Source organism: Streptococcus sp. 2_1_36FAA, from assembly GCF_000161955.2.
Taxonomy (GTDB): Bacteria; Bacillota; Bacilli; order Lactobacillales; family Streptococcaceae; genus Streptococcus; species Streptococcus gordonii.
On sequence record NZ_KI391975.1, the window covers coordinates 115,429 to 141,229 of the forward strand.

At 39.2% G+C, this 25,801-nt stretch carries 22 protein-coding genes and 1 pseudogene; 16 read left to right on the plus strand and 7 right to left on the minus strand.

What is annotated here, in order from left to right; all coding sequences use genetic code 11:
* Nucleotides 1-13 precede the first annotated feature (13 nt).
* The 8 genes from yajC (at nt 14) to HMPREF0847_RS05930 (ending at nt 9,037) form a co-directional block, all read left to right on the plus strand.
* Nucleotides 14-346 (plus strand): preprotein translocase subunit YajC, encoded by a 333-nt coding sequence (yajC, locus tag HMPREF0847_RS05895; protein ID WP_012130881.1) that lies wholly within the window; start codon nt 14-16, stop codon nt 344-346.
* A gap of 258 nt (nt 347-604) precedes the next feature.
* Nucleotides 605-1,354 carry an isoprenyl transferase gene (locus HMPREF0847_RS05900; RefSeq protein WP_008809837.1) on the plus strand — a complete coding sequence of 250 codons (750 nt, stop codon included), beginning with the start codon at nt 605-607 and terminating at the stop codon, nt 1,352-1,354.
* Nucleotides 1,355-1,362: 8 nt separating this feature from the next.
* Nucleotides 1,363-2,166: a phosphatidate cytidylyltransferase gene (locus HMPREF0847_RS05905; protein WP_008809836.1), complete on the plus strand. Its 804-nt coding sequence runs from the start codon at nt 1,363-1,365 to the stop codon at nt 2,164-2,166.
* 156 nt (nt 2,167-2,322) lie between these two features.
* Nucleotides 2,323-3,579 carry an RIP metalloprotease RseP gene (rseP, locus tag HMPREF0847_RS05910; RefSeq protein ID WP_187364089.1) on the plus strand — a complete coding sequence of 419 codons (1,257 nt, stop codon included), beginning with the start codon at nt 2,323-2,325 and terminating at the stop codon, nt 3,577-3,579.
* 75 nt (nt 3,580-3,654) lie between these two features.
* Nucleotides 3,655-5,505, plus strand: a complete 1,851-nt coding sequence (locus HMPREF0847_RS05915) for a proline--tRNA ligase (RefSeq protein ID WP_008809834.1) — start codon at nt 3,655-3,657, stop codon at nt 5,503-5,505.
* Between the two features lie 258 nt (nt 5,506-5,763).
* Nucleotides 5,764-7,341, plus strand: a complete 1,578-nt coding sequence (locus tag HMPREF0847_RS05920; protein WP_008809833.1) for an ATP-binding cassette domain-containing protein — start codon at nt 5,764-5,766, stop codon at nt 7,339-7,341.
* 67 nt (nt 7,342-7,408) lie between these two features.
* The gene (locus tag HMPREF0847_RS05925) at nt 7,409-8,275 is read left to right on the plus strand and encodes a helix-turn-helix domain-containing protein (RefSeq protein ID WP_008809832.1); all 867 of its coding nucleotides are present in this window, start codon (nt 7,409-7,411) and stop codon (nt 8,273-8,275) included.
* 381 nt (nt 8,276-8,656) lie between these two features.
* Complete coding sequence (locus HMPREF0847_RS05930) at nt 8,657-9,037, plus strand: PH domain-containing protein (RefSeq protein WP_008809831.1); 381 nt, start codon at nt 8,657-8,659, stop codon at nt 9,035-9,037.
* A gap of 103 nt (nt 9,038-9,140) precedes the next feature.
* Here HMPREF0847_RS05930 and HMPREF0847_RS05935 read toward each other — a convergent pair whose 3' ends face one another.
* Both HMPREF0847_RS05935 and HMPREF0847_RS05940 read right to left on the minus strand, forming a co-directional pair.
* Nucleotides 9,141-9,608 carry a hypothetical protein gene (locus HMPREF0847_RS05935; RefSeq protein WP_008809830.1) on the minus strand — a complete coding sequence of 156 codons (468 nt, stop codon included), beginning with the start codon at nt 9,606-9,608 and terminating at the stop codon, nt 9,141-9,143.
* Between the two features lie 112 nt (nt 9,609-9,720).
* Nucleotides 9,721-10,263, minus strand: coding sequence for a hypothetical protein (locus tag HMPREF0847_RS05940; RefSeq protein WP_008809829.1), 543 nt, complete (start codon nt 10,261-10,263; stop codon nt 9,721-9,723).
* Nucleotides 10,264-10,429: 166 nt separating this feature from the next.
* Between HMPREF0847_RS05940 and HMPREF0847_RS05945 the strand changes: the two genes are divergently transcribed.
* The 7 genes from HMPREF0847_RS05945 (at nt 10,430) to HMPREF0847_RS05970 (ending at nt 21,809) form a co-directional block, all read left to right on the plus strand.
* Complete coding sequence (locus HMPREF0847_RS05945) at nt 10,430-14,818, plus strand: PolC-type DNA polymerase III (RefSeq protein WP_008809828.1); 4,389 nt, start codon at nt 10,430-10,432, stop codon at nt 14,816-14,818.
* A gap of 152 nt (nt 14,819-14,970) precedes the next feature.
* The gene (locus tag HMPREF0847_RS11365; RefSeq protein ID WP_008809826.1) at nt 14,971-15,120 is read left to right on the plus strand and encodes a hypothetical protein; all 150 of its coding nucleotides are present in this window, start codon (nt 14,971-14,973) and stop codon (nt 15,118-15,120) included.
* Between the two features lie 174 nt (nt 15,121-15,294).
* Complete coding sequence (locus HMPREF0847_RS05950; protein ID WP_020992712.1) at nt 15,295-18,147, plus strand: AAA family ATPase; 2,853 nt, start codon at nt 15,295-15,297, stop codon at nt 18,145-18,147.
* 226 nt (nt 18,148-18,373) lie between these two features.
* Nucleotides 18,374-19,615: an aminopeptidase gene (locus HMPREF0847_RS05955; RefSeq protein ID WP_008809824.1), complete on the plus strand. Its 1,242-nt coding sequence runs from the start codon at nt 18,374-18,376 to the stop codon at nt 19,613-19,615.
* A gap of 1 nt (nt 19,616) precedes the next feature.
* Nucleotides 19,617-19,865: a hypothetical protein gene (locus HMPREF0847_RS05960; RefSeq protein ID WP_020992713.1), complete on the plus strand. Its 249-nt coding sequence runs from the start codon at nt 19,617-19,619 to the stop codon at nt 19,863-19,865.
* A gap of 3 nt (nt 19,866-19,868) precedes the next feature.
* On the plus strand, nt 19,869-20,099 hold the full coding sequence (locus tag HMPREF0847_RS05965) for a GlsB/YeaQ/YmgE family stress response membrane protein (RefSeq protein ID WP_008809822.1): 231 nt from the start codon (nt 19,869-19,871) through the stop codon (nt 20,097-20,099).
* Between the two features lie 660 nt (nt 20,100-20,759).
* Entirely contained in the window at nt 20,760-21,809 is a 1,050-nt protein-coding gene (locus HMPREF0847_RS05970) for a TIGR00341 family protein (protein ID WP_008809821.1), read from the plus strand.
* Nucleotides 21,810-22,073: 264 nt separating this feature from the next.
* Here the strand turns inward: HMPREF0847_RS05970 and HMPREF0847_RS05975 are convergent, their stop codons facing one another.
* The 5 genes and pseudogenes from HMPREF0847_RS05975 to HMPREF0847_RS05995 all read right to left on the minus strand — a co-directional run bounded on the left by HMPREF0847_RS05975 (nt 22,074) and on the right by HMPREF0847_RS05995 (nt 24,028).
* The gene (locus HMPREF0847_RS05975; RefSeq protein WP_008809820.1) at nt 22,074-22,277 is read right to left on the minus strand and encodes a CsbD family protein; all 204 of its coding nucleotides are present in this window, start codon (nt 22,275-22,277) and stop codon (nt 22,074-22,076) included.
* Between the two features lie 83 nt (nt 22,278-22,360).
* A complete protein-coding gene (locus tag HMPREF0847_RS05980; RefSeq protein ID WP_008809819.1) occupies nt 22,361-22,951 on the minus strand; it encodes an Asp23/Gls24 family envelope stress response protein in 591 nt (196 codons plus the stop codon).
* A 17-nt stretch (nt 22,952-22,968) separates the two neighbouring features.
* Nucleotides 22,969-23,139 carry a DUF2273 domain-containing protein gene (locus HMPREF0847_RS11085; protein WP_002899156.1) on the minus strand — a complete coding sequence of 57 codons (171 nt, stop codon included), beginning with the start codon at nt 23,137-23,139 and terminating at the stop codon, nt 22,969-22,971.
* An 11-nt stretch (nt 23,140-23,150) separates the two neighbouring features.
* Nucleotides 23,151-23,732: an alkaline shock response membrane anchor protein AmaP gene (gene amaP / locus HMPREF0847_RS05990; protein WP_008809818.1), complete on the minus strand. Its 582-nt coding sequence runs from the start codon at nt 23,730-23,732 to the stop codon at nt 23,151-23,153.
* 55 nt (nt 23,733-23,787) lie between these two features.
* A pseudogene (locus HMPREF0847_RS05995) lies at nt 23,788-24,028 on the minus strand (GlsB/YeaQ/YmgE family stress response membrane protein).
* A 275-nt stretch (nt 24,029-24,303) separates the two neighbouring features.
* Between HMPREF0847_RS05995 and HMPREF0847_RS06000 the strand changes: the two are divergent.
* Nucleotides 24,304-25,785 (plus strand): M protein trans-acting positive regulator PRD domain-containing protein, encoded by a 1,482-nt coding sequence (locus HMPREF0847_RS06000; RefSeq protein WP_008809816.1) that lies wholly within the window; start codon nt 24,304-24,306, stop codon nt 25,783-25,785.
* Nucleotides 25,786-25,801: the final 16 nt, after the last annotated feature.

Below are 25,801 nucleotides of genomic sequence, written 5' to 3' on the forward strand. Positions count from 1 at the left end.
AAAGGAGACGACTATGGGATACCAAATGATTATCATGTTTGTGGTCATGGCTGGATTGATTTTCTACATGAACCGCACACAGAAAAAACAAGCGGAAAAACGCATGGAAAGCTTGAATAAGCTCCAAAAGGGTTATGAGGTTATCACAATTGGCGGTTTGTATGGAACTGTTGATGAAGTGGATACTGAAAAACGGACCGTTGTTTTGGATGTTGATGGCGTTTATTTGACTTTTGAATTAACAGCGATCAAGACAGTCTTACCACAAGCTGAAGCAGAAGTTGATCCTGAAGCAAAGGTAGCGATTGAGGCTGCTGGTGTGGAAGAATCTGCTATCGAAGAATAAGAAAAAGAATCTGAGGATCTCGGATTCTTTTTTTACCTTTTTATAGAGTCTGTAGTTTGGGGACATTTCTTGAAAATTAAAAGAGGAAAGCCTATAATATAAGAAGGTAAGGCCTTTCAAAGGGGTAAGAGGTTAGAATGAGGAGTTTTACGAAGCTTCTTAGCCTAGTTTTGGGCGCTCAGTGTCAAAAAACTTGCTAAAACAACACTTTTGTTAGATTTATGATATAATAAAATGATTAAAATTTAGGATAAAGCTATGTTTCATTTAAAAAAGAAAGAAAAAGTAACCATCCCCCTACAGGTGCCAAAGCATATTGGGATTATTATGGATGGAAATGGCCGTTGGGCTAAGAAGAGACTGCAACCACGCGTGTTTGGACACAAGGCGGGTATGGAGGCTTTGCAGAATGTCACCATTGCAGCCAAAGAGATGGGCGTCCAGGTTTTGACGGTCTATGCTTTTTCAACAGAAAACTGGTCTCGACCAGAAAAAGAAGTCAAGTTTATCATGAACCTGCCTGTTGAGTTTTATGAGCGTTATGTGCCAGAATTGCACAAAAATAATGTGAAGATTCAAATGATTGGTGATGTGGCTAGATTACCTAAGGCTACATATGATGCTTTGGTTAAAGCAGAAGAGCTGACCAAGCTCAATACTGGCTTGATTTTGAACTTTGCCTTAAACTATGGCGGACGGGCAGAATTAACTCAAGCCATTCGAAATATTGCTCAAGAAGTTTTGGATGCCAAGTTTAACCCAGGTGATATTAGCGAGGAAATGATTGGGGATTATTTACAGACTAGTACCCTGCCTCGCATTTTGCGGGACCCAGATTTGATCATCAGGACTAGCGGGGAATTACGTCTCAGTAATTTCCTTCCTTGGCAAAGTGCCTATAGCGAATTGTACTTTACAAAGACCTTGTGGCCGGATTTTAATGAAAAATCTTTAAAAGAAGCTATCGAAGAATATAGTAAGCGCCAGAGACGCTTTGGTGGTGTTTAGGAGAATATATGGATAAGGATTTACAGACGAGATTGATTTTTGCGGGAGTGGCTCTTGCAATTTTCCTTCCTTTGGTCGTATTAGGAGGAGTCGCTTTTCAGATTGTTGTAGGCATTTTAGCCATGTTGGCAGTACATGAATTGCTCCGAATGAAGGGCCTAGCGACGACAACTCTTGAAGGTATGTTGGCCATGCTGGCTGCCTTTGTCTTAGCAGTTCCGATTGAGTATTATTTTACCTTTTTGCCAATTGATGGCAATGTAATAGCCTATACTCTGGTCGTCTTTTGCTTATTGGGTTCTATTGTCGTTGGTAGCAATTATACCTTTGATGATGTGGTCTATCCGATTGCAGTTAGTTTCTATGTGGGATCAGGTTTTAATGCCCTTTTAGATGCTCGAGTTGCAGGCCTAAACAAGGTGCTTTTGGCTCTTCTAATTGTTTGGGCAACAGATAGTGGTGCTTATCTCTTTGGCCGCCGTTTTGGTATGAAAAAGCTAGCTCCAACAATTTCACCCAATAAAACTGTTGCAGGTGCCCTCGGTGGTATCGCGTCTGCGATGGTAGTCACCTTCGTTTTTGTTTTGATTGATGGAAGTGTGGCAGCTCCGCATAATCGCTGGCTTTTGGTTTTATATGCGATTTTCTTTAGTATAGCTGGACAGTTTGGAGACTTGGTGGAAAGCGCCATTAAACGTCATTATGGTGTCAAAGATTCTGGTAAGTTTATACCTGGCCATGGTGGTGTTTTGGATCGCTTTGACAGTTTGCTCTTTGTCTTCCCTCTGATGCGGATTTTAGGTTTATTCTAATTTGTTTAAGATGTGCAGAGTTGGAGATAAGCGGCTTCTTCTGCCTGGAACAAAATTTAATGAAAAACAGAGTACTGGGAGACACTCCCAGCCTCTTTGATTTAGACTCCAGAAGTCAAGATTTAGAAAGGAATGTGTGGTAAGGAAAGTATGGGAATTATGGGACTCCTCACCTTCATCATTGTTTTTGGTATTATTGTAGTGGTTCATGAGTATGGGCATTTCTACTTTGCCAAAAAGTCAGGCATTCTCGTTCGAGAGTTTGCCATTGGAATGGGACCGAAAATCTTTTCTCATATTGGAAAAGATGGAACAGCCTATACCATTCGGATTCTTCCTCTAGGTGGCTATGTGCGCATGGCTGGCTGGAGTGACGATGCAACTGAAATCAAAACTGGAACACCTGTCAGTCTGACTCTGAATGAAGAAGGCAAGGTTATTCGAGTAAATCTATCTGGCAAGAAAATTGATCAGACAGCCCTGCCAATGAATGTGACAAGTTTTGATTTTGAAGATAAATTAGAAATCACTGGTTTGGTTCTTGAAGAAAGTAGAACCTACTCAGTTGATCACGATGCAACTATCGTTGAAGCAGATGGAACAGAAGTTCGGATTGCGCCTTTGGATGTTCAGTACCAAAATGCAACAATCTGGGGCCGTTTAATCACAAACTTTGCTGGCCCTATGAATAACTTTATTTTGGGTATCGTGGCTTTTTGGATTCTAATTGCTCTGCAAGGTGGGGTTCAAAATCTGGACACAAATCATGTACAGGTTGCTCCAAACGGCGCCTTAGCTCAAGCTGGTGTGAAAAATAACGACCAGATTCTAAAGGTTGGTCAGACAGAAATTTCAAACTGGGATGATTTGACTCAGGCAGTTGAAAAGGAAACGAAAGGTCAAAAGAATCCCAAACTTAACTTGACGGTTAAAAGCGGAAACGAGACCAAAGAAGTAACAGTCAGTCCTAAAAAAGAAGGGGACCGTTACTTATTAGGTGTCACGCCAGGTATGAAGTCGGATCTGATGTCCATGATGGTAGGTGGTCTGACCATGGCTTGGGATGCGGCCTTCCGTATTTTAAATGCTTTGAAAAACTTGATTTTCCATCCTAGTCTTAATCAACTGGGAGGACCAGTTGCTATCTTCCGTGTCAGCAGTCAAGCGGCACAAGCTGGTCTGAATCAGGTGATTAGTCTATTGGCTCTGCTATCAATCAATATTGGTATTTTCAATTTGATTCCGATTCCAGCTCTTGACGGTGGAAAGATTGTTCTCAACATAATTGAAGCAATTCGCAGAAAACCGCTCAAGCGCGAAACAGAGACTTATGTAACCTTAGCAGGTGTAGCGATTATGGTTGTGCTGATGATTGCTGTTACCTGGAATGATATTATGCGTACATTCTTTTAAGTAAGGGCAAGTGAAGATAAAACGTAGATTGCTAAAGGGCCTTCACTGCCTTCAAATGTAATTAAAGGAGTTTTTATGAAACAAAGTAAAATGCTAATTCCAACCTTGCGTGAAATGCCAAGTGATGCGCAGGTTATCAGTCATGCCTTGCTTTTGCGGGCGGGCTATGTTCGCCAAGTGTCAGCGGGGGTTTATTCTTACCTGCCATTGGCCAACCGAGTTATTGAAAAAGCTAAAAATATCATGCGCCAAGAATTTGAAAAAATTGGTGCAGTAGAAATGTTGGCGCCAGCTTTGCTAAGTGCAGATCTTTGGCGTGAATCAGGTCGCTACGAGACCTATGGTGATGACCTTTTCAAGTTAAAGAACCGTGAGGGATCAGACTTCATTTTGGGACCAACCCATGAAGAAACCTTTACTGCCTTAGTGCGTGATTCAGTGAAATCTTACAAACAATTACCGCTGAATCTTTATCAAATCCAGCCAAAATATCGTGATGAAAAACGTCCTCGTAACGGTCTTTTGCGGACGCGGGAGTTCATCATGAAAGATGCTTATAGCTTCCATGCGAACTATGATAGTTTGGATGTGACGTATGATGAATACAAGTCTGCCTATGAAAAGATCTTCACTCGTAGTGAGATTGACTTTAAAGCTATCATTGGAGATGGCGGAGCTATGGGAGGAAAGGATAGCCAAGAATTTATGGCGATTACTCCTGATCGGACAGACTTGGATCGTTGGTTGGTATTGGATAAATCCGTTGCAAGCTTGGACGAAATCCCTGCAGGTGTTTTGGAAGCCATTAAGGCTGAGCTAAGCAACTGGATGGTTTCTGGTGAGGATACTATCGCTTACTCTAGTGAGTCAAGCTATGCAGCTAACCTTGAGATGGCAACAAATGAATACAAGCCGAGCAATTGTGTAGTAGCTGAAACCGAACTAGTTCGTGTGGAAACACCAAACTGTAAGACTATTGATGAAGTTGCAGCCTTCCTACAAGTTTCTGAGGAGCAAACCATCAAGACCTTGGTATACATTGCAGATGAAAAGCCTGTAGTGGCTTTGCTTGTAGGAAACGACCAGCTCAATGAAGTCAAATTGAAAAACCACTTAGGGGCTGACTTCTTTGAAGCAGCAACAGAAGCAGAAGTCCAAGAATTGTTCGGAGCAAACTTTGGCTCTCTTGGTCCAGTTAATCTGCCAGAAGAAGTGACCATCATCGCTGACCGTAAAGTTCAAGACTTGTCCAACGCTGTTGCTGGAGCTAATGAAGATGGCTATCACTTGACAGGGGTAAATCCTGGTCGTGACTTTACTGCTGAATATGTCGATATCCGTGAAGTTCGCGAAGGAGAAATTTCTCCAGATGGTAATGGTGTTCTGAAGTTTGCTCGCGGAATTGAGATTGGGCACATCTTTAAACTAGGGACTCGTTACTCTGACAGTATGAATGCGACAGTTCTAGATGAAAATGGCCGAGCAGTTCCCCTTGTGATGGGTTGCTATGGTATCGGTGTTAGTCGTCTGCTCTCAGCTGTCATGGAACAGCATGCCCGCCTCTTTGTTAATAAAACTCCTAAAGGTGAGTATCGTTATGCTTGGGGAATTAACTTCCCTAAAGAATTGGCACCATTTGACGTTCATTTGATCCCGGTCAATGTCAAAGATGAAGAAAGCTTGGCTTTGACAGACAAGATTGAAGAAAGTTTAGTTGGAGCTGGCTATGAAGTTTTGGTCGATGACCGTAATGAGCGGGTCGGTGTTAAGTTTAGCGATAGCGACTTGATTGGTCTGCCAATCCGAGTAACCGTTGGTAAGAAAGCTGCTGAAGGCATTGTAGAAGTCAAAATTAAAGCAAGTGGCGATACCATTGAGGTCCATGCAGATAACTTGATCGAAACCTTGTCTATTTTAACGAAATAAGATAAACTGCCAGTTTTACCTGGCAGTTTTCTTTTTGAAAATTTCCTTTTTGGTAAAGGGGAAAAAAGGAAGTTAGGCACTATGAAGATACAACAAAAAATATACCGTTATTTTATTTTATTTAAAAAAATAAAAAAATGGTATATTTTGTTATTGACGTACTAGATGAGCAGTGCTACAATGTAAACATTAGGAGTAAAAGTGAGTAAATATTTTATTTAGATAAGGAACTTTCAATCTTTAAGGAGACAACTGTAAATGAAGATTTTGTCAATTTTGAATAAAAAAAATGTAATATTAGCTATTCTGTTCAGTTTGTTAACGGGATTGGATACTTTAGTTGTTCCAGTTATTGTTAATGGGATTATTGATAGTGTTCAATCAAAAGATATTAGTAACTTATTTTATATTACTTTATATGGTATTGTGGGGTATATACTTTTGCAATTGTGCTTGTTTTTGTGGAAAAAGTACGTTGCAAAAGTTAATTGTAACTTTAGTCAATTAGCTAAATACAGGATATTTACTTATGCTGTTCATAAAAATTTGCCAAGTGAGGACACAGAAAATATAATTTATAACGATATTCCTTTACTTGAGAAGCAGTATGTAGAGGCATTATTAAATTTCCTTTACTGTATTTGGTTTTCCATGATTTCCTTAATATATGTTTTAACAATTTCATGGCAAGTTTCACTTATTTTTATTTTATTTTCAGTTATTCCTTTAATATTGCCAAAGTTTTTTGAAAAGCAATTAAAAAATAGTAGTGTTGAATGGAGTAAAGCTAATGAAGCATTAATAAAAGAAATAAATGAAAATTTACATGCAGTTAGTGTGATGAAGCATTATAGACGAGCATCGTATTTTATTAATCGCTTTCTTTTAAAACTGAACACAAGGGAAAAGAGTACTTATAAAAAAAACAAATTGTCCTATAGGGTCACTTTTATAATTAATTCTTTTGCAGTCATTTCTGGAATATTACCTTTTGGTTTAGGCGGTTATTTAGCTATCAAAGGGTACTTATCAATTGGTGAATTGGTTGCTGTGTTTCTTGCTAGTGATAGAGTTTTAAGTCCGCTTGAAAACGCAATTAATCACTGGAATGATATGCGTATAAGCGTCCCAATAAGAGAAAAGTTAGAAGCAATATTGTTTGATTCTGCTATTGAGGAGCTAGTTGACGAAGAAAATAGTCGTTCTATCGAAGATGTTGAAATTATATTTAATAATGTAAACTTTGGATATACATTTCCACTTTTCAATCTCACTGATAATCTAGCGAAAGGCGATAAGGTATTAATTATCGGACCATCGGGAGCTGGCAAAACGACAATTTACAAGACTATATTTAAAGAAATTGATAAATTATCAGGTGATATTTTTATTAATAGTCAAAAAATAGAAGATGTTAAGCAATCTTATATCTATGCTAATGTTGGTTATATACCACAAGAACTTGTTATTTTTGATGATACTTTGCTTTTCAATTTAACATTAGGTGAAAAGTTTTCATCTGAAGAAATAAGTAATGCTATCCAACAATCAGGGTTGCAAAATCTGATATTGAGAAAAGGGGTAGAATATAAAGTTGGAAATAATGGTGAAAAATTATCGGGTGGCGAGAAAGCGAGATTGATTGTTGCGCGAGCATTATTAAGACAGTATTCGCTTATTTTAGTGGATGAATTTTCCTCTTCTCTCGATAATAAAACCGCATCAAAAATTAGAGACGTTTTATTAAATACAAATGCAACTGTGATTGAAATTGCTCATCACTATACAGAAGATGATAAATGTAAATATAGCAAGATTTGGGAGCTTGCCCAATAGGTTGTAAAATATAGAAAGGACATGTTAAAATAATAGATAATATATATACCAATACAAGAGGAAAAATATGAGTACGCTGTTAGCTTCGCGCTTGAAACAAAGAAGAAAAGAATTAAAGTTATCGCAAAAAGAACTGGCTGATGGGATATGTAAGCAAGGACAAATTAGTCGTTTAGAAAACGGAGAATATACTCCGGGATCAGATTTGTTACACGAATTAGCTAAAAGGTTGAAAGTCAGTATGGATTATTTTTTTGATGAAGAAAATAATTCTAGTAGAAATAGTGAGTTGTTGGACTTTAAAAACTTATCTAAAAAATTCATACATTATAGAAATTATGAATCTTTAAGATATATTTATGAGCTTGAAAATGCAAAAAAACATCAATTATCTCTATCCGGTAAAATGTATATGGAGTGGATACACTCTCTCATACAATTTTATTACTATGAGAAGAAAGATAAAGCTATAGATCAATTAGAAGAAACGCTAAGTCAATTTAAGAAAATAGATATAAATTACCTCCGATTAGCAAATACCTTATCGAATTATTATTATGAAGTCAACGAATTAGAAAAGTTTGAAGTTATTAATAAGGATTTAATACTTAAGGTAAGTAGTATACAAATTGTTACAGTAGAGGAGTTAGAACTTGTTTTAAAAATTAAATATAATTTTTGCCGTCATCTATGGTTAAAAAAAGATATTGAATCTGCTATTAAGGAAACTACTGAGACGATAGAACAGTGTAAAAAATATAGTTCAACGTACCATCTTGCTGATTTATACTGCTTGCTTGGAAATATTAGTGAAAGCCTTTCTAATAAAAAATTAACAAAAGAGTATTTTGAAACAGCCAAGTTTTTATATGACTTAGATAACAATCAACAAATGGTTTTAAATATAGAACATTATATAATGGACAATTATTAGAAATCATTTATTTTAGTTTAAAGAAAATGAAATGATGAATCTACAAGTATTATATGTTAAATTAACTTGATTTTAAGAGCATCATTCCCAAAGGGAGGAATTGAAATGAAAAATAGAAAAGTAATTTTAGCAATTCTATTATTTTTGACGTTGTTTTTCTTATTTTTGTCTACTAAAAATATAGATTCTTCTACCTCAAAAATGACGTGTGGAATAGATCCGGGGCCTGCGAACGGTATTATTAAATAATAAATAAGTTATAATGATTTTAATTTTGTTAATTTTAATATAGATAAACTGCCAGTTTTACCTGGCAGTTTTCTTTTGCTTATTAGACTTGAAAATGCTATAGTAAGAAAAAATGAATCGGAGGACGAAATCATGGGATTATTTAGTGGTTTGCTGGGCAACGCTTCTCAAAAAGATATTGATAAAGTTGAAAGAGAACTAGAGAATATTCTAACACCAACTGAAAATGTGGAACTGGCCTTCAGTCTTATTCGAGATTTGATTGTGTTTACAGATGGGCGCTTGATTTTGGTTGATAAGCAAGGGGTGACGGGCAAGAAAACGGCTTATAAGTCTTATCCTTATCGCTCTATCAGTCGATTTTCAGTGGAAACGGCTGGCCACTTTGACCTTGACGCTGAGTTGAAAATCTGGGTATCCAGTGCTGAAGAACCAGCCGAAACCCTGACTTTCCGAAGTGATAAGAGTTTTATTGCCATTCAAAAAGCGTTGGCAGAAGCAGTATTAAGATAAATAAAGGCGGTTTCAACCGCTTTTTTTGCAAATAAAAACTAACCATAACGTATTAGTTTGGTTAGTCCATATATACAGATTGCCGATCTGGAATACTTCCTATCTAGTTGTCTTCACTAGGGAAAGATTCACCAAAATGTAGCTCAGAGTATGGAGTTTCAAAATTACCTCCGTCATAAGTTACCCTTACTGAAGTCATTCCGAAGTCAACGATTATTGGTTTTGCAGCTGTTATGAAGACGTAGCGATTACCGTTTTGTTTTATATCATAGAGATTTACTGCTCCGTAAATGGAATCGGCAGAATAGCTATCTCCATTTTTAGTCGATTTGGTTATTTCAATGGTCTTCTTAGAAGGAGAGTAGGATAAATTATAGACTTCTTTTTTTCCGATGCCTTGAGTAATAAAAGTTTCGTGATCGTCACTTTTCGCTTGATAGTGAATAAAATTTTTATCAAAACTTTGCTGAGCGTTGTGCTTAACGAGAAATAAATTTACTCCCCATGCAGCTAAGCCTAAAATAAGAAGAGAAGCGACACCAATAAGAACAGTTTTTTTAGTTAAGCGCATAAAAACTCCTTGAAATTTATATCAAAATAAAACAAAAGTTAATAACTTGTATTAGAAAATATACTAAAATTTATGAACAGGTATAAGTTTAAAAATTAATCAGAAAGCTTTTTTATTTTTCTTCGAGTCCTTGCCCCTTCAAATAATCAAAGACAACTTCTGGTTTATCTTGAAGTTTCCTGAAGAAAGTTTGACTACTTTCAGAGTCACTTGCTGACTGAATCAGTTGTTCTTGATCTATTTTGCTGAGGTCAAAGTCAAAAATGGCTATAGCGTTTTTCTTGTCTTCAGAAATTTTAAGATGAATCTTAAGTCCTTTTAGCTTTTCTTGATTTTCAATCATGGAACTTTTCTTAAGATCTTCACTATAGGATTTCTTTAATTCTTCAACACTCATTTTTTGACTTTCTTCAGGGATGGCCTGGCTGGAAATGAGTTGGAAAGATAGGATCTTGTCTTTAGTATAGAAAAGTTTGACTGAATTAGTATAATGCTCATCGATTTTTTTAGAAAAAGTTTTCGTCTTTGTCTTTTCTTCTTTGGTTTTACTTTGACTCTGACTTTGCTTGGGTGTATTTTCTTGCTTATTCTGACTGGTCGTACTACAAGCAGTTAGGGTCAGTAGACAGATGCTAGCTAGTAAGATTTTCTTCACAGTTAAGACTCCTTTAGGTAAATGTTTTTTCTATTATATCATAACTTAGGACCAAGAAAAAAGTCTTGAAAATTATATGGGGAGCTGAGCATTGCTCTGTCCTTTTTCTGTCGAAAAAAGTGCTGATTTATGGTAAAATAAGGTCACTACTGTACGAGGAAATGTCATGTCAAACAAGTTTGAAATTTTAATGAATCAGCTAGATATGCCCCTTGAAATGAGAAATTCAGAGGCCTTTTTGAATGCAGAAATCGAGAAGGTTTTGGTCCACAAGGTCAGTCGGGTCTGGGAATTTCATTTTTCTTTTGAGGATATTCTGCCTGTTGAGATTTTTAGGGAATTGCAGAAGCGCTTAGCTCAAGAGTTTTCGAAGACAGGCAATCAAGCTATTTTTGAAATTCACTGTCAGGCGCCTCAGATATCGGATGAGCTCTTGCAGGCTTATTACCAGCTGGCCTTTGAGGAAGGTCCATGTGCCAGCCATGGATTTAAGAGCCTTTATCAGGATTTGCAGGTTCATTTGGATGAGGACAAGTTGCTAATTGAAGGGCCCTCGACCATTGATACGGAGCATTTTCGCAAGAATCACCTACCAAATCTCAGTCGCCAGCTAGTCAAGTATGGCTTTCCTCAGTTGACCTGTCAGGTTCAGCACAGCGATGAGTTAACCCAGCAACAGGCAGAGAATTTCCAGGCAGAGAATGACAAGATTGTTCAAGAAGCTAATGAAGAAGCTCTCAAAGCCATGGAATCTCTACAGCAAATGGCGCCACCGCCGGAGGAAAAACCAGCCTATGATTTCCAAGCTCGCAAGGCTGCAGCTAAACCAAAGCTGGACAAGGCAGAGATTACCCCTATGATTGAAGTTCAGACTGAGGAAAATCGCCTGGTCTTTGAGGGAATGGTCTTTGATCTGGAGCAGAAGGTTACTCGGACCGGCCGGGTCTTGCTCAATTTTAAGATGACAGACTATACTTCCAGCTTCTCCTTGCAGAAATGGATGAAAAATGAAGAAGAAGCCAAGAAGTTTGACATGATTAAGAAGGGGGCTTGGCTACGTGTGCGGGGAAATGTGGAGATGAACAACTTCACTCGTGACCTGACCATGAATGTACAGGATGTGCAGGAAGTTACCCACTATGAGCGTAAGGACTTGATGCCTGAGGGGCAGAAGCGGGTCGAGTTTCACGCCCATACCAATATGTCTACTATGGATGCTCTGCCTGAGGTAGAGGAAATCGTTGCAACGGCTGCCAAGTGGGGCCACAAGGCTGTCGCCATTACTGACCATGGTAATGTGCAAAGCTTTCCCCATGGCTACAAGGCTGCCAAGAAGGCTGGTATCCAGCTGATTTACGGTATGGAGGCCAATATTGTAGAAGACCGGGTGCCCATCGTTTACAATGAAGTGGATATGGCGCTGAGTGATGCGACCTATGTAGTCTTTGACGTGGAAACGACAGGGCTTTCAGCGGTCTACAATGACTTGATTCAGGTCGCTGCCAGTAAGATGCATAAGGGCAATATCATCGCAGAGTTTGATGAGTTTATCAATCCTGGGCATCCTCTTTCGGCCTTTACGACGGACTTGACAGGGATTACAGATGAGCATGTCCGCAATGCCAAATCACTGGAGCAGGTGCTGAAAGAGTTTCAGGAATTTTGCCAGGACAGCGTCCTCGTTGCCCATAATGCCACCTTTGACGTGGGCTTTATGAATGTTAACTATGAGCGTCATGGCCTGCCGAAAATTACCCAGCCAGTTATTGACACGCTGGAATTTGCCCGCAACCTCTATCCAGAGTACAAGCGCCATGGTCTAGGGCCTTTGACCAAGCGTTTCCAGATTGCTTTGGAGCACCACCACATGGCCAACTATGATGCGGAAGCGACGGGCCGTCTCCTCTTTATCTTTATCAAGGATGTGGCTGAAAAGCATGGTGTGACCAATCTCAAGGATTTGAATACGGATCTGGTCGATGAGAATTCCTACAAGAAGGCTCGGGTCAAGCATGCGACCATTTATGTAAAAAATCAGACGGGGCTCAAGAACATTTTCAAGTTAGTCAGTCTGTCCAATACCAAGTATTTTGAAGGTGTCCCTCGGATTCCACGGACTGTGCTGGATGCCCATCGTGAAGGCCTGATTCTGGGCTCAGCCTGTTCAGAAGGTGAAGTCTATGATGCCGTTGTCTCTCAGGGAGTGGATGCAGCTGTCGAAGTGGCCAAGTATTATGACTTTATCGAGGTCATGCCACCAGCCATCTATGAGCCACTGATTGCCAAGGAGCAGATCAAGGACCAGGAAGAACTGCAGACCATAATTCGCAATCTGATTGAGGTCGGAGATCGCTTGGGCAAGCCTGTCCTTGCAACGGGGAACGTCCACTATATCGAGCCGGAAGAAGAGATCTATCGTGAGATTATCGTACGGAGTCTGGGTCAGGGAGCCATGATTAACCGAACCATTGGTCACGGTGAAAATGCCCAGCCGGCTCCGCTTCCTAAGGCTCACTTCCGGACCACCAATGAGATGCTGGACGAATTTGCCTTCCTGGGCGAGGATTTGGCTAAGAAGCTGGTCATCACCAATCCAAATCAGCTGGCGGAAACCTTTGAGCCAGTAGAAGTGGTCAAGGGCGACCTCTATACACCTTTCATTGATAAGGCCGAGGAGACGGTTGCCGAGCTGACCTATCAAAAAGCCTTTGAGATTTATGGCAATCCGCTGCCGGATATCGTAGACTTGCGGATTGAAAAAGAGTTGACCTCTATCTTGGGGAATGGCTTTGCCGTGATTTACCTAGCTTCGCAGATGCTGGTGCAACGCTCCAACGAGCGGGGCTATCTAGTAGGTTCACGGGGGTCTGTTGGATCCAGCTTTGTCGCGACCATGATCGGGATTACCGAGGTTAATCCTCTATCACCCCACTATGTCTGTGGCAAATGCCAATACAGCGAGTTCATCACGGACGGCTCCTATGGTTCTGGCTTTGATATGCCGGATAAGGACTGTCCAGAGTGTGGCCACAAACTCAGCAAAAATGGGCAAGATATTCCGTTTGAGACCTTCCTTGGATTTGACGGGGATAAGGTACCCGATATTGATTTGAACTTCTCGGGAGAAGATCAGCCGAGCGCTCACTTGGATGTGCGGGATATCTTTGGTGAGGAGTATGCCTTTCGGGCTGGTACCGTTGGTACCGTTGCAGCTAAGACAGCTTATGGATTTGTAAAGGGCTACGAGCGCGACTACGGGAAGTTCTACCGAGACGCCGAAGTTGAGCGTCTGGCGCAGGGAGCGGCTGGAGTTAAGCGGACAACTGGACAACACCCGGGCGGAATCGTTGTTATCCCTAACTACATGGATGTTTATGACTTTACACCGGTCCAATATCCAGCCGACGATGTGACGGCCGAGTGGCAGACTACCCACTTTAACTTCCATGATATCGATGAAAATGTCCTCAAGCTAGACGTTCTGGGGCACGATGATCCGACCATGATTCGGAAGCTTCAAGACTTATCTGGCATTGATCCTACTGATATTCCTATGGATGATCCTGGTGTCATGGCCCTCTTTTCTGGGACAGACATTCTGGGAGTGACTCAGGAGCAGATCGGCACGCCGACTGGTATGCTGGGAATTCCGGAGTTTGGGACCAACTTTGTACGGGGCATGGTTGATGAGACCCATCCGACGACATTTGCCGAGCTCTTACAGCTATCTGGCCTCTCTCATGGTACGGACGTTTGGCTGGGCAATGCTCAGGACTTGATCAAGCAAGGGATTGCTGACCTTTCAACCGTTATCGGTTGTCGGGACGACATCATGGTTTACCTCATGCACAAGGGCTTGGATCCTAAGATGGCCTTTACGATCATGGAGCGCGTGCGGAAGGGCCTTTGGCTGAAGATTTCTGAAGAAGAGCGCAATGGCTATATCGCAGCCATGAAGGAAAACAATGTGCCAGAGTGGTACATCGAGTCCTGTGGAAAGATCAAGTACATGTTCCCCAAGGCCCATGCGGCAGCCTATGTTATGATGGCCCTGCGGGTGGCCTACTTCAAGGTGCATCATCCGATTTATTACTACTGTGCTTATTTCTCTATCCGGGCCAAAGCATTTGACATCAAGACCATGAGTGGCGGTCTTGATGCCGTCAAGCGCCGTATGAACGAAATCGCTGAAAAGCGCAAGAACAACGAAGCCTCCAATGTAGAAATTGACCTTTATACGACCCTGGAAATCGTCAATGAAATGCTGGAGCGGGGCTTCAAGTTCGGAAAGCTAGACCTCTACAAGAGCCATGCAACTGAGTTTCTCATTGAAGGGGATACCCTTATCCCACCATTCTCTGCCATGGACGGTCTGGGTGACAACGTTGCCCGCCAAGTGGTCAGAGCGCGGGAAGAAGGCGAATTCCTCTCCAAGACAGAGCTCCGTAAACGCGGTGGTCTCTCTAGCACCCTAGTCGAAAAAATGGACGACATGGGCATCCTAGGCAATATGCCTGAGGATAATCAGTTGAGTTTATTTGATGAGTTTTTCTAAAATAATTCAAAAAGATTTTAAGTTGTCTATGAAACGTGGATTTAAGACAAACTTGTTAGAAGAAGTTTTGAGTTTTCTGATTGTCAATCTTCTAACTGATAGCTCAGAAGCGCAAAGCTTGTATCTGGATCAGGAGTAAGAAAGGAGAAAAAATGAGATTTAGTATTGTAGCAGAAGATAAACCAGCTCAAAAATCGTTTAGTTATCAATTAGAGCTAGACACGGATACGATTATAAAAGTGACCGGATTGGTTTGCTCCACTGTAGTTATGGTAACTCTCTTGTCTCTCTTTAAAGATTAGATCAAAACCTCTATTTTCAATAAAGGAAAATAGAGGTTTTTAAGGTTTATAACCGCTTCTAGATGTTTTCATTGAACCTGGATTGTGTTACAATTTTTAGTGTATAGAGTATTGTAAATGAGCTGATAAATCAGTGAGTTTTTATTGGTAATCAGAAGAAAAGAGGAGAAGAGTGTGGCGAAATATTTAGTAGGTCCTTACAACAATAGTTGGAATTTTATGGACGCTTATAACAAAGCTCAGAATGGGGACATCATCGAGTTTGAAGATGGATACGCTTTTCAATGGCCGACCAATCAGGAAATTGTAATTGATAAGGAGCTACATTTTGTAGGGCAAGTGGTTTCTAATCCAAATGGCAATGGCCAAATTTTTAAGAATACCATTGAAGCGGCTTTCCGATTTGTAGCAGGAGCAAAGGTGACCTTTGAAAATCTGTGTTTTAAAGTCACAGGGAATTATTCTACCCTTCTGTTATGGAGTGGATCTGAAGTCACTTGTAAGCAGGTTTATTTTGAAATTAGCACTCAAAATAATCAGAACTTTTTTCTATATGCAGACACGCATTCTAAACTAATCTTAACTGATATAGAAATGAAGGTTCCCGAAAAACATGATGCTTCAATCGGTATTGTGGCTTCAGAATTATCAATCAGTCATTCAAGGATTTTGTCTAGAATCGATCTATCAGATGGAGCTAGGTTGACCTTAGAAACCGTCGACCTTGAAAAATATGATATTAATACGATCAGTGCGACTAACTCTGAAGTGACTCTCAAGAACTCTACTGTTAAAGGTGGGAATCTCGAAATGGACTATCCACCAGTTTGGTTAGATAATGTAGTCTGGAAATCTGAGAACTGCAAAATCGAATTGCCTGGTGGGACTGCGGTTTGCCTTAATAATAACGTTCAATTCAATTCTGATTCGGATTGCATTACGTCCTTGAATTCGTACGGAAGTATGCTTCGAGCTCATCAAGCCACTTTCACAGAATTTTTATGCATTTATGACCTATCGTTCGCGGCTTTGACAGGAGAAACTACTTTCCTTGCGGAAAATGCTCAAAGAATTTCATTCGGTGCTTTTTCGGATAGTGTAGTGATGGCGGACCAGATGGTCTTCCATAAAATTGCCGATCCAAATATTCGACTTCAAAGTTCTGCCTATGTAAAGGCAGACGCCGTTACTTATACACAGGGAGATGCGCGTGATCTGATAACTGAGATTGAGGATGGCTGTGATTATCTTGTAGGCAGAGAAGTGGCTAAAGCTAATCCGCAAACACCTTCTTCAGGCACTGCATCTGATGCAACTGTTCCAACTACTACAGCAACTGCTTCTGAACAAGAAAAGAAACGCGATGCACTGGAAGAACTCAATAGCCTGATTGGTCTTGAGAAGGTCAAACATGAGATCAAAAAAATGATCAACATGGTAGAATTTAACAAAAAGCGGATCGCAAATGGCAAGGCTCCTGAAAAGCAAACGCTACATGCAGCCTTCATGGGAAATCCTGGTACAGGGAAGACGACCGTTGCCCGCCTCTTGGGAGAAGTTCTCTTTGAGGCAGGTGTCCTTTCCGGTAAGGAATTTCGTTTTGTCGAAGCGACTGAGTCAGACTTAATCTCCTCTAATGTTGGAGGGACAGCTGAGCAGACCCAGGCTCTTCTTGAAAAAGCTCGTGGTGGGATCCTCTTTATTGATGAAGCTTATAGTTTGGATAAAAAAGACAGTGATGTCGACTTTGGGATCGAGGCCATCAATACCATCCTTAAATTTATGGAGGACAATCGTGATGAGATCATGATTATTTTTGCCGGCTATACCAAAGAAATGGAGGAGTTCTTAAAGACTAATCCAGGACTCCGTTCGCGTGTCCCTAATAACTTCATCTTTGAGGATTTCACAGGAGATGAAATTGTCCAACTGGGTGAAATGATCTTGAACAAGGGAGACTATAAGCTCGAAGACCGCGATTACTATGCTCGTCATGTCAAGCGGGCCTACGATGGATCATTGGATAAGAGCAATGGTCGCTGGATTCGTAATCTAGATGAGCAATTGACCAAGACTATGGCAGACCGAGTGGTGGCTCAAGGTTCAGATGATATCGAGACCATCCTTAATATTGACATTGATGCTGTTCTCAATCAAGGCAAGTACCAGGCGGGGGCGGACAAAGAAGAAGATGGTATGGTAGCTCTCAACCGCTTGGTTGGAATTGCAAAAGTGAAAGAGCAAGTCGAACAGTTTGTAGCTATGGCTGAGTTCAACCAAAAACGGGCAGAGCAAGGTGGTCTTGTGGAAGATACAACGCTGCACTCGCTCTTTCTTGGAAACCCTGGTACAGGGAAGACGACTGTTGCTCGTATTTTGGGGAATATTCTCTTTCAAAAAGGAGTCATCAAGCAGAAGAAATTCATTGAAGTATCTAGAAGCAATCTGGTTGGTGGCTACCAAGGCCAAACAGCCTTAAAGACGCGTGAAGTCTTAGAAAGTGCGCTAGGTGGAGTCCTCTTCATCGATGAAGCCTACACGCTCTACACTGGTCAAAATGATGATTTCGGGAGGGAAGCCTTGGATGAAGTACTCAAATTTATGGAGGATCACCGTCGAGACATCGTCATTATCTTCGCTGGTTATACTAGGGAGATGCATGACTTCTTGCAAGTCAATTCGGGATTGCAAAGTCGGATTCCAAATGTCTTTGACTTTGAGGACTATAATCCAGATGAGATTGTAGAGATCGGTCTCATGGGATTACGCAAGCAAGGCTACCAAGTCAATGAAGCTCTCTATGGAGAAATTGTGAAAGGAAATTATTTGCGTGCCAATGACCACAGTAACGGTCGCTGGGTCCGCAATCTCAACGAAAAACTTTTACGACAAGTATCGACTCGTGTAACACGTGAAGGAAGTACAGACTACAATTCCATTTTGGATCAAGATTTGGAAGCCTTGAGGGAGAATGGAAATTCAGAACATCCTCATATGGTAGATGACCAAGGCTATGTTATTCCCTAATTCTCAGCTTTCAAAATTCCAAGCGTCTGAAACATTCTTGTTTCAGGCGTTTTTCTCACGGTAGAAAGTCTTGGTTTATGTTTAAATAATGGACTTGTTTTTAATATTCTAGTAGAGAAAAAAGTATTCCAGACGGAAGGAAAGGCATTTTCTGTTGTAAGGATTCTGCAGGAGGCGTGTACTTATGGTATACTAGGAAGAGAATATTGCTTATTAAGGAGAAAAAATGGTTTTACCAAATTTTAAAGAAAACTTAGAAAAATACGCTAAATTATTGGTGGCTAATGGTATCAATGTGCAGCCGGGGCACACGGTAGCGCTCAATATCGATGTGGAGCAACGTGAATTGGCCCACTTGATCGTGAAGGAAGCCTATGCCTTGGGGGCACATGAAGTGATCATCCAATGGGCAGATGATTTTACTACCCGGGAAAAATTCCTCCATGCACCGATGGATCGCTTGGACAATGTGCCTGACTACAAGATTGCAGAGATGAACTACCTCTTGGAACACAAGGCTAGTCGCTTAGGTGTGCGCTCGTCTGATCCAGGTGCCTTAAATGGTGTTGAGGCAGAAAAGCTTTCGGCTTCTGCTAAGGCCTTGGGACTAGCTATGAAGCCGATGCGAATCGCAACCCAATCTAATAAAGTCAGCTGGACAGTCGCTGCAGCAGCGGGTACTGAGTGGGCGAAGAAGGTCTTTCCAAATGCAGCTAGCGATGAGGAAGCAGTAGATCTTCTCTGGGATCAGATTTTCAAAACCTGCCGGGTCTATGAGGATGATCCAGTTGCAGCTTGGAAGGCTCATGAAGAAAAACTCAGCTCAAAAGCGAAGATTCTAAATGAAGAGCAATTTTCTGCTCTCCACTACACAGCGCCGGGAACTGACTTGACATTGGGCTTGCCCAAGAACCATCACTGGGAGTCAGCTGGTAGTCTCAACGCTCAGGGCGAGTATTTCATTGCCAACATGCCGACAGAAGAGGTCTTTACAGCACCGGATTTCCGCCGGGCAGAAGGTTATGTGACCAGCACCAAACCTCTCAGCTATAATGGCAACATCATCGAAGGCATCAAGGTGACCTTCAAGGATGGCCAGATTGTGGACATTACTGCTGAAAAGGGAGACCAGGTTATGAAGGATCTTGTCTTTGAAAATGCTGGTGCGCGTGCTTTGGGTGAATGTGCCTTGGTACCAGATCCAAGTCCGATTTCCCAGTCAGGCATTACTTTCTTTAACACCCTTTTTGATGAAAATGCGTCTAACCACTTGGCTATTGGAGCTGCTTATGCGACTAGTGTAGTGGGCGGAGAGAATTTCTCCGAAGAAGAGCTGGAAGCAGCGGGTCTCAACCGCTCGGATGTCCATGTGGACTTTATGATTGGCTCTAATCAGATGGATATTGACGGTATCCGCGAAGACGGCAGCCGTGTAGCAATCTTTAGAAATGGAGACTGGGCAATTTAAGATGACAGGACTAATTTTTGTATTGATTTTTACTTTGCCAGCTTGTTTACTGACGACAGCTGTGGCAGTCATATTGACGCCGTATGAAAAGCCCAAACAATGGAAATTAAAATTATTGGTCAGCTTAATCGGTGCCCTGCTTGGCTTGGTTGTCTTTTTCCCTATCTTTAAAATTTTTGCTTCCTTTGTTGGCTCAGTAATTTCCTTGGCCATCCTTTGGTTGGTTCAACGATTTAAAAAGGAGGATTAGGTCATGCTTGGAAGTATGTTAGTTGGTTTTATCATTGGTCTAATAGCTGCCGCAATTACCAATAGAGGCGAGCGGATGGGTTGCATCGGCAAGATGATCTTAGGCTTACTTGGAGCATGGATAGGCCAAAGTCTTTTTGGGACCTGGGGGCCTCTTCTCCATGACACAGCTGTAGTACCCTCTATCTTAGGCGCAGTGATTTTATTAGCAATTTTTTGGAGACGAGAAAGCTAAAGTCTGAAAAAATACCCCTGAGAATTTTTTCAGGGGTATTTATGATGGTAGTGGAATGAAAGTGGTTTTGACCAAATGCACGTATGGATTTCTTTGCGTATAAATATCTTGGAAATCAACTAGCTAATGAGAAAGAACTAGAACAGTTCTAGGTTATGGAAGATTTCTAGCCGGAGCATAATGGGAAATAGCTTGAACGTAAAAATTTCGTCTTTAGTTAATTTTTATAGGTTAACTTTAACTTCTTTTCTAGCTAATAGATAAATGATAAACAAGAGCCCTGAAAATCAAAGTTATTTATTTTTGTTTGGCGGGAAATAAAGAATAAAACCTGTTATCCAATGATTTGATTTTGAATTTTTTCGAAAAAAAGGTAATACGTAAAAAATTTGTTTATCTAGCAGGGACATTTATATAATAGCTATTTATTGTATCTAATTTAGTCATTCGGACTGTATTGTTTCCTAAACCGAAACCTTTATAAAGTACTACTTTAAACAGTTGATCTTGTCAATCGACTGAGAATTTAATTGTAATATTCTGTGTTAAAATAAATACTAGTATAAACCACTTTCTATATTTTTGGTCAATATTGCAAATTTCATTCATTAATTAGAGTGGATTTATACTTTGGAAAACATTAATATGAGGAATGCTGTTTTGAGAAAAATTTTACAGGATGACAAGCTTTATTCTTTAACAGAATTTAGAGATAAGGTCTATGATGATCTAGATTTAACAAGAAGTGATTTAGCTATTTTGTTATGCGCAATGTTGATTGCATCTATTGGCTTAAACATGGATTCTACTCCAGTTATCATTGGGGCAATGTTAATTTCTCCGCTAATGACACCCATTCTTGGGATTGGTTTTTCGCTAGCAATATTGGATATGAATCTGCTCAGAAAGTCGTTTAAAATTTTGTTTATTCAAGTTTCGTTGAGTCTTATAGCATCAACAGTTTATTTTCTAATTTCTCCTATTTCTTATGCAAGTACAGAAATTATTGCTAGAACGTCTCCAACAATTTGGGATGTAGTTATAGCTTTTGTGGGTGGGGTAGCTGGAGTTATTGGAGCACGAAAAAAAGAAGCAAATAATATTGTCCCTGGAGTGGCAATTGCAACGGCTCTTATGCCACCTGTGTGTACAGTTGGTTATTCTATAGCAACAGGAAACTTTAAGTTTATGGTAGGAGCCTTGTATTTGTTTTTCATCAATTGTAGTTATATTATGATAGCTACTTATATAGGGACAAGCTTAACTATGGTGAAAAGTCATTACATTAAACACAATCAAGAAGCTTATAAAATGAGAAAAATATTAATTCTAGTTTCGCTTATTCTTATTATTCCCAGTTTGGTTTCAGCAGCTACATTAGTTAGAGAAACACTAATTAATGAATCTATAAATAAATACTTATCTGATCAGTTTAAAGAGCAGACAGTACTAAAAAAGAACTTTATCAAAGAGAATAATACACTAAAGTTAACTATTTCAGGAAAACATCTTTCTGACGAGGAGTTAAAAAAAATTATTGGTAAGCAAAATGACTATGGTTTGCAAAATATTTCAATTCAAATTTCACAATTATCCAATGATAGATTGACTGAAAAAGAAGTAGTAGAATTTATTATTCAATATAAGAATGATCAGGATCTTCAAAAGATTGATAAGGAAAAGAGTGAAACGAAGACTAAAAATGAGTAATCAAATTACCTTTCGTTGCAAGAGAAATGAAAAAGAGGCTGGGATAAAAGTCCTAGCCTCTCAATTGTCTTTGGATTGTCGAGCATGACGCAGTGGTTGAGTGGGCTCTACTACGCTGATTCCATCAGCTTTTACAGCCCTACTCAACTGTGCGGAGGTGGGACGACGAAATCGAATTCTAACGAATTACCGATTTCTGTCCCACTCTCTTTTTTACTATTATTAATTACAAAGACGTTTTGCAAGAGAAATTAACTCTTAGCTTTATTTGTCATCTTTATTAATCATATTTTTAACGCCTTCGATTGCGCCTTCGACAGCATCTTTGGCATCTTCAGCGACTTCTTTAACTTTAGAAACTACTTTTTCAGCAGCCCCTTCTTTTTCTGTTTTTTTATCACCAGTTAATTTTCCTAGTCCTTCTTTAACAGAACCTTTAGCTTGGTTGAATTTTTCTTCTGTAGACATAATCTTTACCTCCATTATGAGTTTTTAAGTATTTTATTTATAGAAAAGAAATAAAATAAAAATCTCTTTTCGTAGTTATAGTATTAATGAACGCGAGTTTTTTCCTTAGAAGTAGCTTCTTTAACAGCATCTACCCCTTCACCAACTTTTTCTTGAACAGCTGAGAAGCCACCGCTAAGTCCAGATTTTGCTTTTTCAAATTGCTCTGAAGCGAATTCGCCTGTTGATTCTGCAATATCTGTTACTCGGTCTTGAAGACTAACTGAATCAGCTTCATGCTGTTCTTTAGTTTTGATATCAACAACATTAACATTGACTTCAACAACTTCTAAGTCAGTCATCTTAGAAACTTCTTCCACAACAACTTTCTTGATTTCGTCGTATAATGCAGGAACATTCTTTTGATATTCAACTACTACATTCAAGTCAACAGCTACTTGTTCTTTACCAACTTCGACATTAACACCGTTAGTGACATTATCAGTGTTAATCAATTTATCTGCTAAGTTAGAGAAGAAGCCACCGTCAACAGCCAGCAAACCTGAAACTTTCTCTAAAGAAAGGCCAATAATTTTTTGAATGACCTTATCATCATAAGTCAATTCACCTTTTACTTCGTGAGCTGCTTGAGCAACTTCTTTTTTTGCAACATCTTTAACATCTTTATTTGACATGTTAAACTCCTTTATTCTTATTTAAATATATTTTTGTTTTGAATATAATATCCGATTCCTGCCCCTAGAGTAGCGCAAATCAAGACAAATAGAGTCTTAAAGAAGCCAAAGGATAGGATAAAACACGCTAGAATAATGCCTGCTAATCCAGACAAGATTGGATATTGATATTTTTTAAACCATTCCATTTTTTACTTCCTTACTTTACACGACTAGTAGTTTTTTTAGCCACTTCTTTTGGCTTGAAGTCTGAGACAGAGATTTTAAGCTTGACATTATGATTGATTCCGAAGAATTCTGTCAATCCAGACGCAATTTCTTCTTGAATCAACTGACTTCTCTTGATAATGTTTTCCGAAGGAACGATTGCCCCTTTAACGGACACCATGCATTTGTTTTTACGGCTATTTACTGAAACTGTAGGATCTTTAATTAAACCGTGATCTGTTACCAGACTACGAACAAACCCTTCAATCGCTGAATTTTTCAGCATCAGTTTCCCATCCGCATCAGCTAGCTGAATTTCTAAACGTCTCTTAGGATAAAAAACTATCACTAGCATCAGTAGTAAGATTAAGCTTGCTAAAACCACAGTGCCCCAAAAAACATACCTAGAAAGATAGTAGCCCACAAAAGGAATCTGCTTCCAAGTGAATAACTTCCAGCTAAATAACTGGAGCCCCAGACCGCTGACTTTATGAAAGTCTAGCAAAACAGGAATCAAAATTGTCAAGATTAAAATACAGAAAATAAGGGAAAGTATTTTTCTTGATTTTGACATATTGAATCCTCACATCATTAAATTTTAAATTGTATTTTGAAAGTAAATAGATAATTTATGCCTTTTTACCCAAAACAAATGATACAACAGCTACTACAATAACTGCACCAATGATAGAAGGAAGCAAGGCCATTCCAGCCAAACTAGGACCCCCAAGTTCCCAAAAGTGATTGACCGACAGTTGAACCGATTAAACCTGCAACAATATTTGCAATAACACCCATAGAGCCACCTTTTTTAGTGATTGATCCAGCAATAAGACCAATAACACCTCCGACAATAATAGACCAAAGCATATCGATTCTCCTTTCTAAATTTACTAAATCAAAATTCAAATCTTTTGATTAATATGATTATATAATTTTCCAACTTTGAAACATAATAATTCAACTTGGTTTTCTTGCCGTTTATCTGCACTTTAGATACGCAAAGATAAGAATTTCTTGTTCTATAGGCTTTTATCGGCGTTTTTAGATATATTTTAAAGTTGTTAAACAAGGTTAAATTCATAAAATATGGTATAATTGCCTGATAATAAAATCACTATATTATAAAGAAAGATAACAATTTAATGCGAGAATTACTGTCTAAAAAAAGTCACAGACAATTAGAATTATTAGAATTACTATTTGAAAACAAACGCTGGTTTCATATTTCAGAACTAGCAGAATTATTGCACTGTACAGAACGTTCTGTAAAAGATGACTTGTCCCATGTCAGGTCTGCTTTTCCTGACTTGATATTTCATTCCTCAACAAATGGTATCCGTATCATAAATACTGACGATAGTGATATTGAGATGGTCTATCACCATTTCTTTAAGCATTCAACTCACTTTTCAATTTTAGAATTTATCTTCTTTAATGAAGGATGTGATACTGATAGTATTTGCAAAGAGTTTTATATCAGTTCTTCCTCTCTTTACCGTATCATCCGTCATATTAATAAAATTATTAAGAAACAATATCGTTTTGAAATTAGCCTCAATCCAGTTCGAATCACTGGAAATGAAATTGATATCCGTTACTTTTTTGCCCAGTATTTTTCAGAGAAATATTATTTCCTTGAATGGCCCTTTGAAGATTTTTCTGTAGAACCTTTGTGTAAGCTGTTGGCACTGGTCTATAAAGAAACTGCATTTCCTGTCAATTTCGCCACTCAACGAATGTTAAAGTTACTCCTCGTAACAAATTTATACCGAATAAAGTTTGGTCATTTCTTGGAAGTTGAGAAAAATTCTTTTAACAACCAATTGTTAGAGTCTTTCATGCAGGCAGAAGGAATTGAAGAGATTGTAGCGAGCTTTGATTCTGAATATCATATCTCTTTGAATAAAGAAGTGATAGGTCAACTGTTTGTATCCTATTTTCAAAAAATGTTTTTCATAGATGAAGAAGTTTTCTTGAACTATGCAAAAACAGACAGCTACGTAAAAAAATCGTATCAGTTATTGGGCGATCTAGTAGATCAGGTATCAAGAGAGTATAATCTCCAAGTAGACAATAGAGATAATCTGATTTGGCATCTGCATAATACAGCACATCTGCATCGCCAGGAATTATCGACAGAGTTTATCCTATTTGATCAAAAAGGCAATACAATCAAAAACTTTCAAAATATTTTCCCTCGCTTTGTTTCAGAGGTGAAAGAAGGGATTGAACACTATCTAGAGGCTTTGGATATGGATCGTAATTCAATGAAAGTCAATCACTTGACCTATACTTTTATCACCCATAGCAAACACTTGGTGCTAAATCTTTTACAAAATCAACCTAAATTAAAGGTTTTGGTCATGAGTAATTTTGATCAGTATCATGCAAAATCAGTAGCTGAGACACTTTCTTACTATTGCAGTAACAATTTTGAACTTGAAGTTTGGAATAAATTAGAACTATCAATTGATTCTTTAAAAGAATCACCTTACGATATCATCATTTCGAATTTTATTATTCCACCTATTGAGAACAAGAGACTTATCTATTCCAATAATATTAATACAGTCGCACTCATTTCTTTGCTTAACGCAATGATGTTTATTCGACTAGATGAGTAACTAAGAATAACAAAAA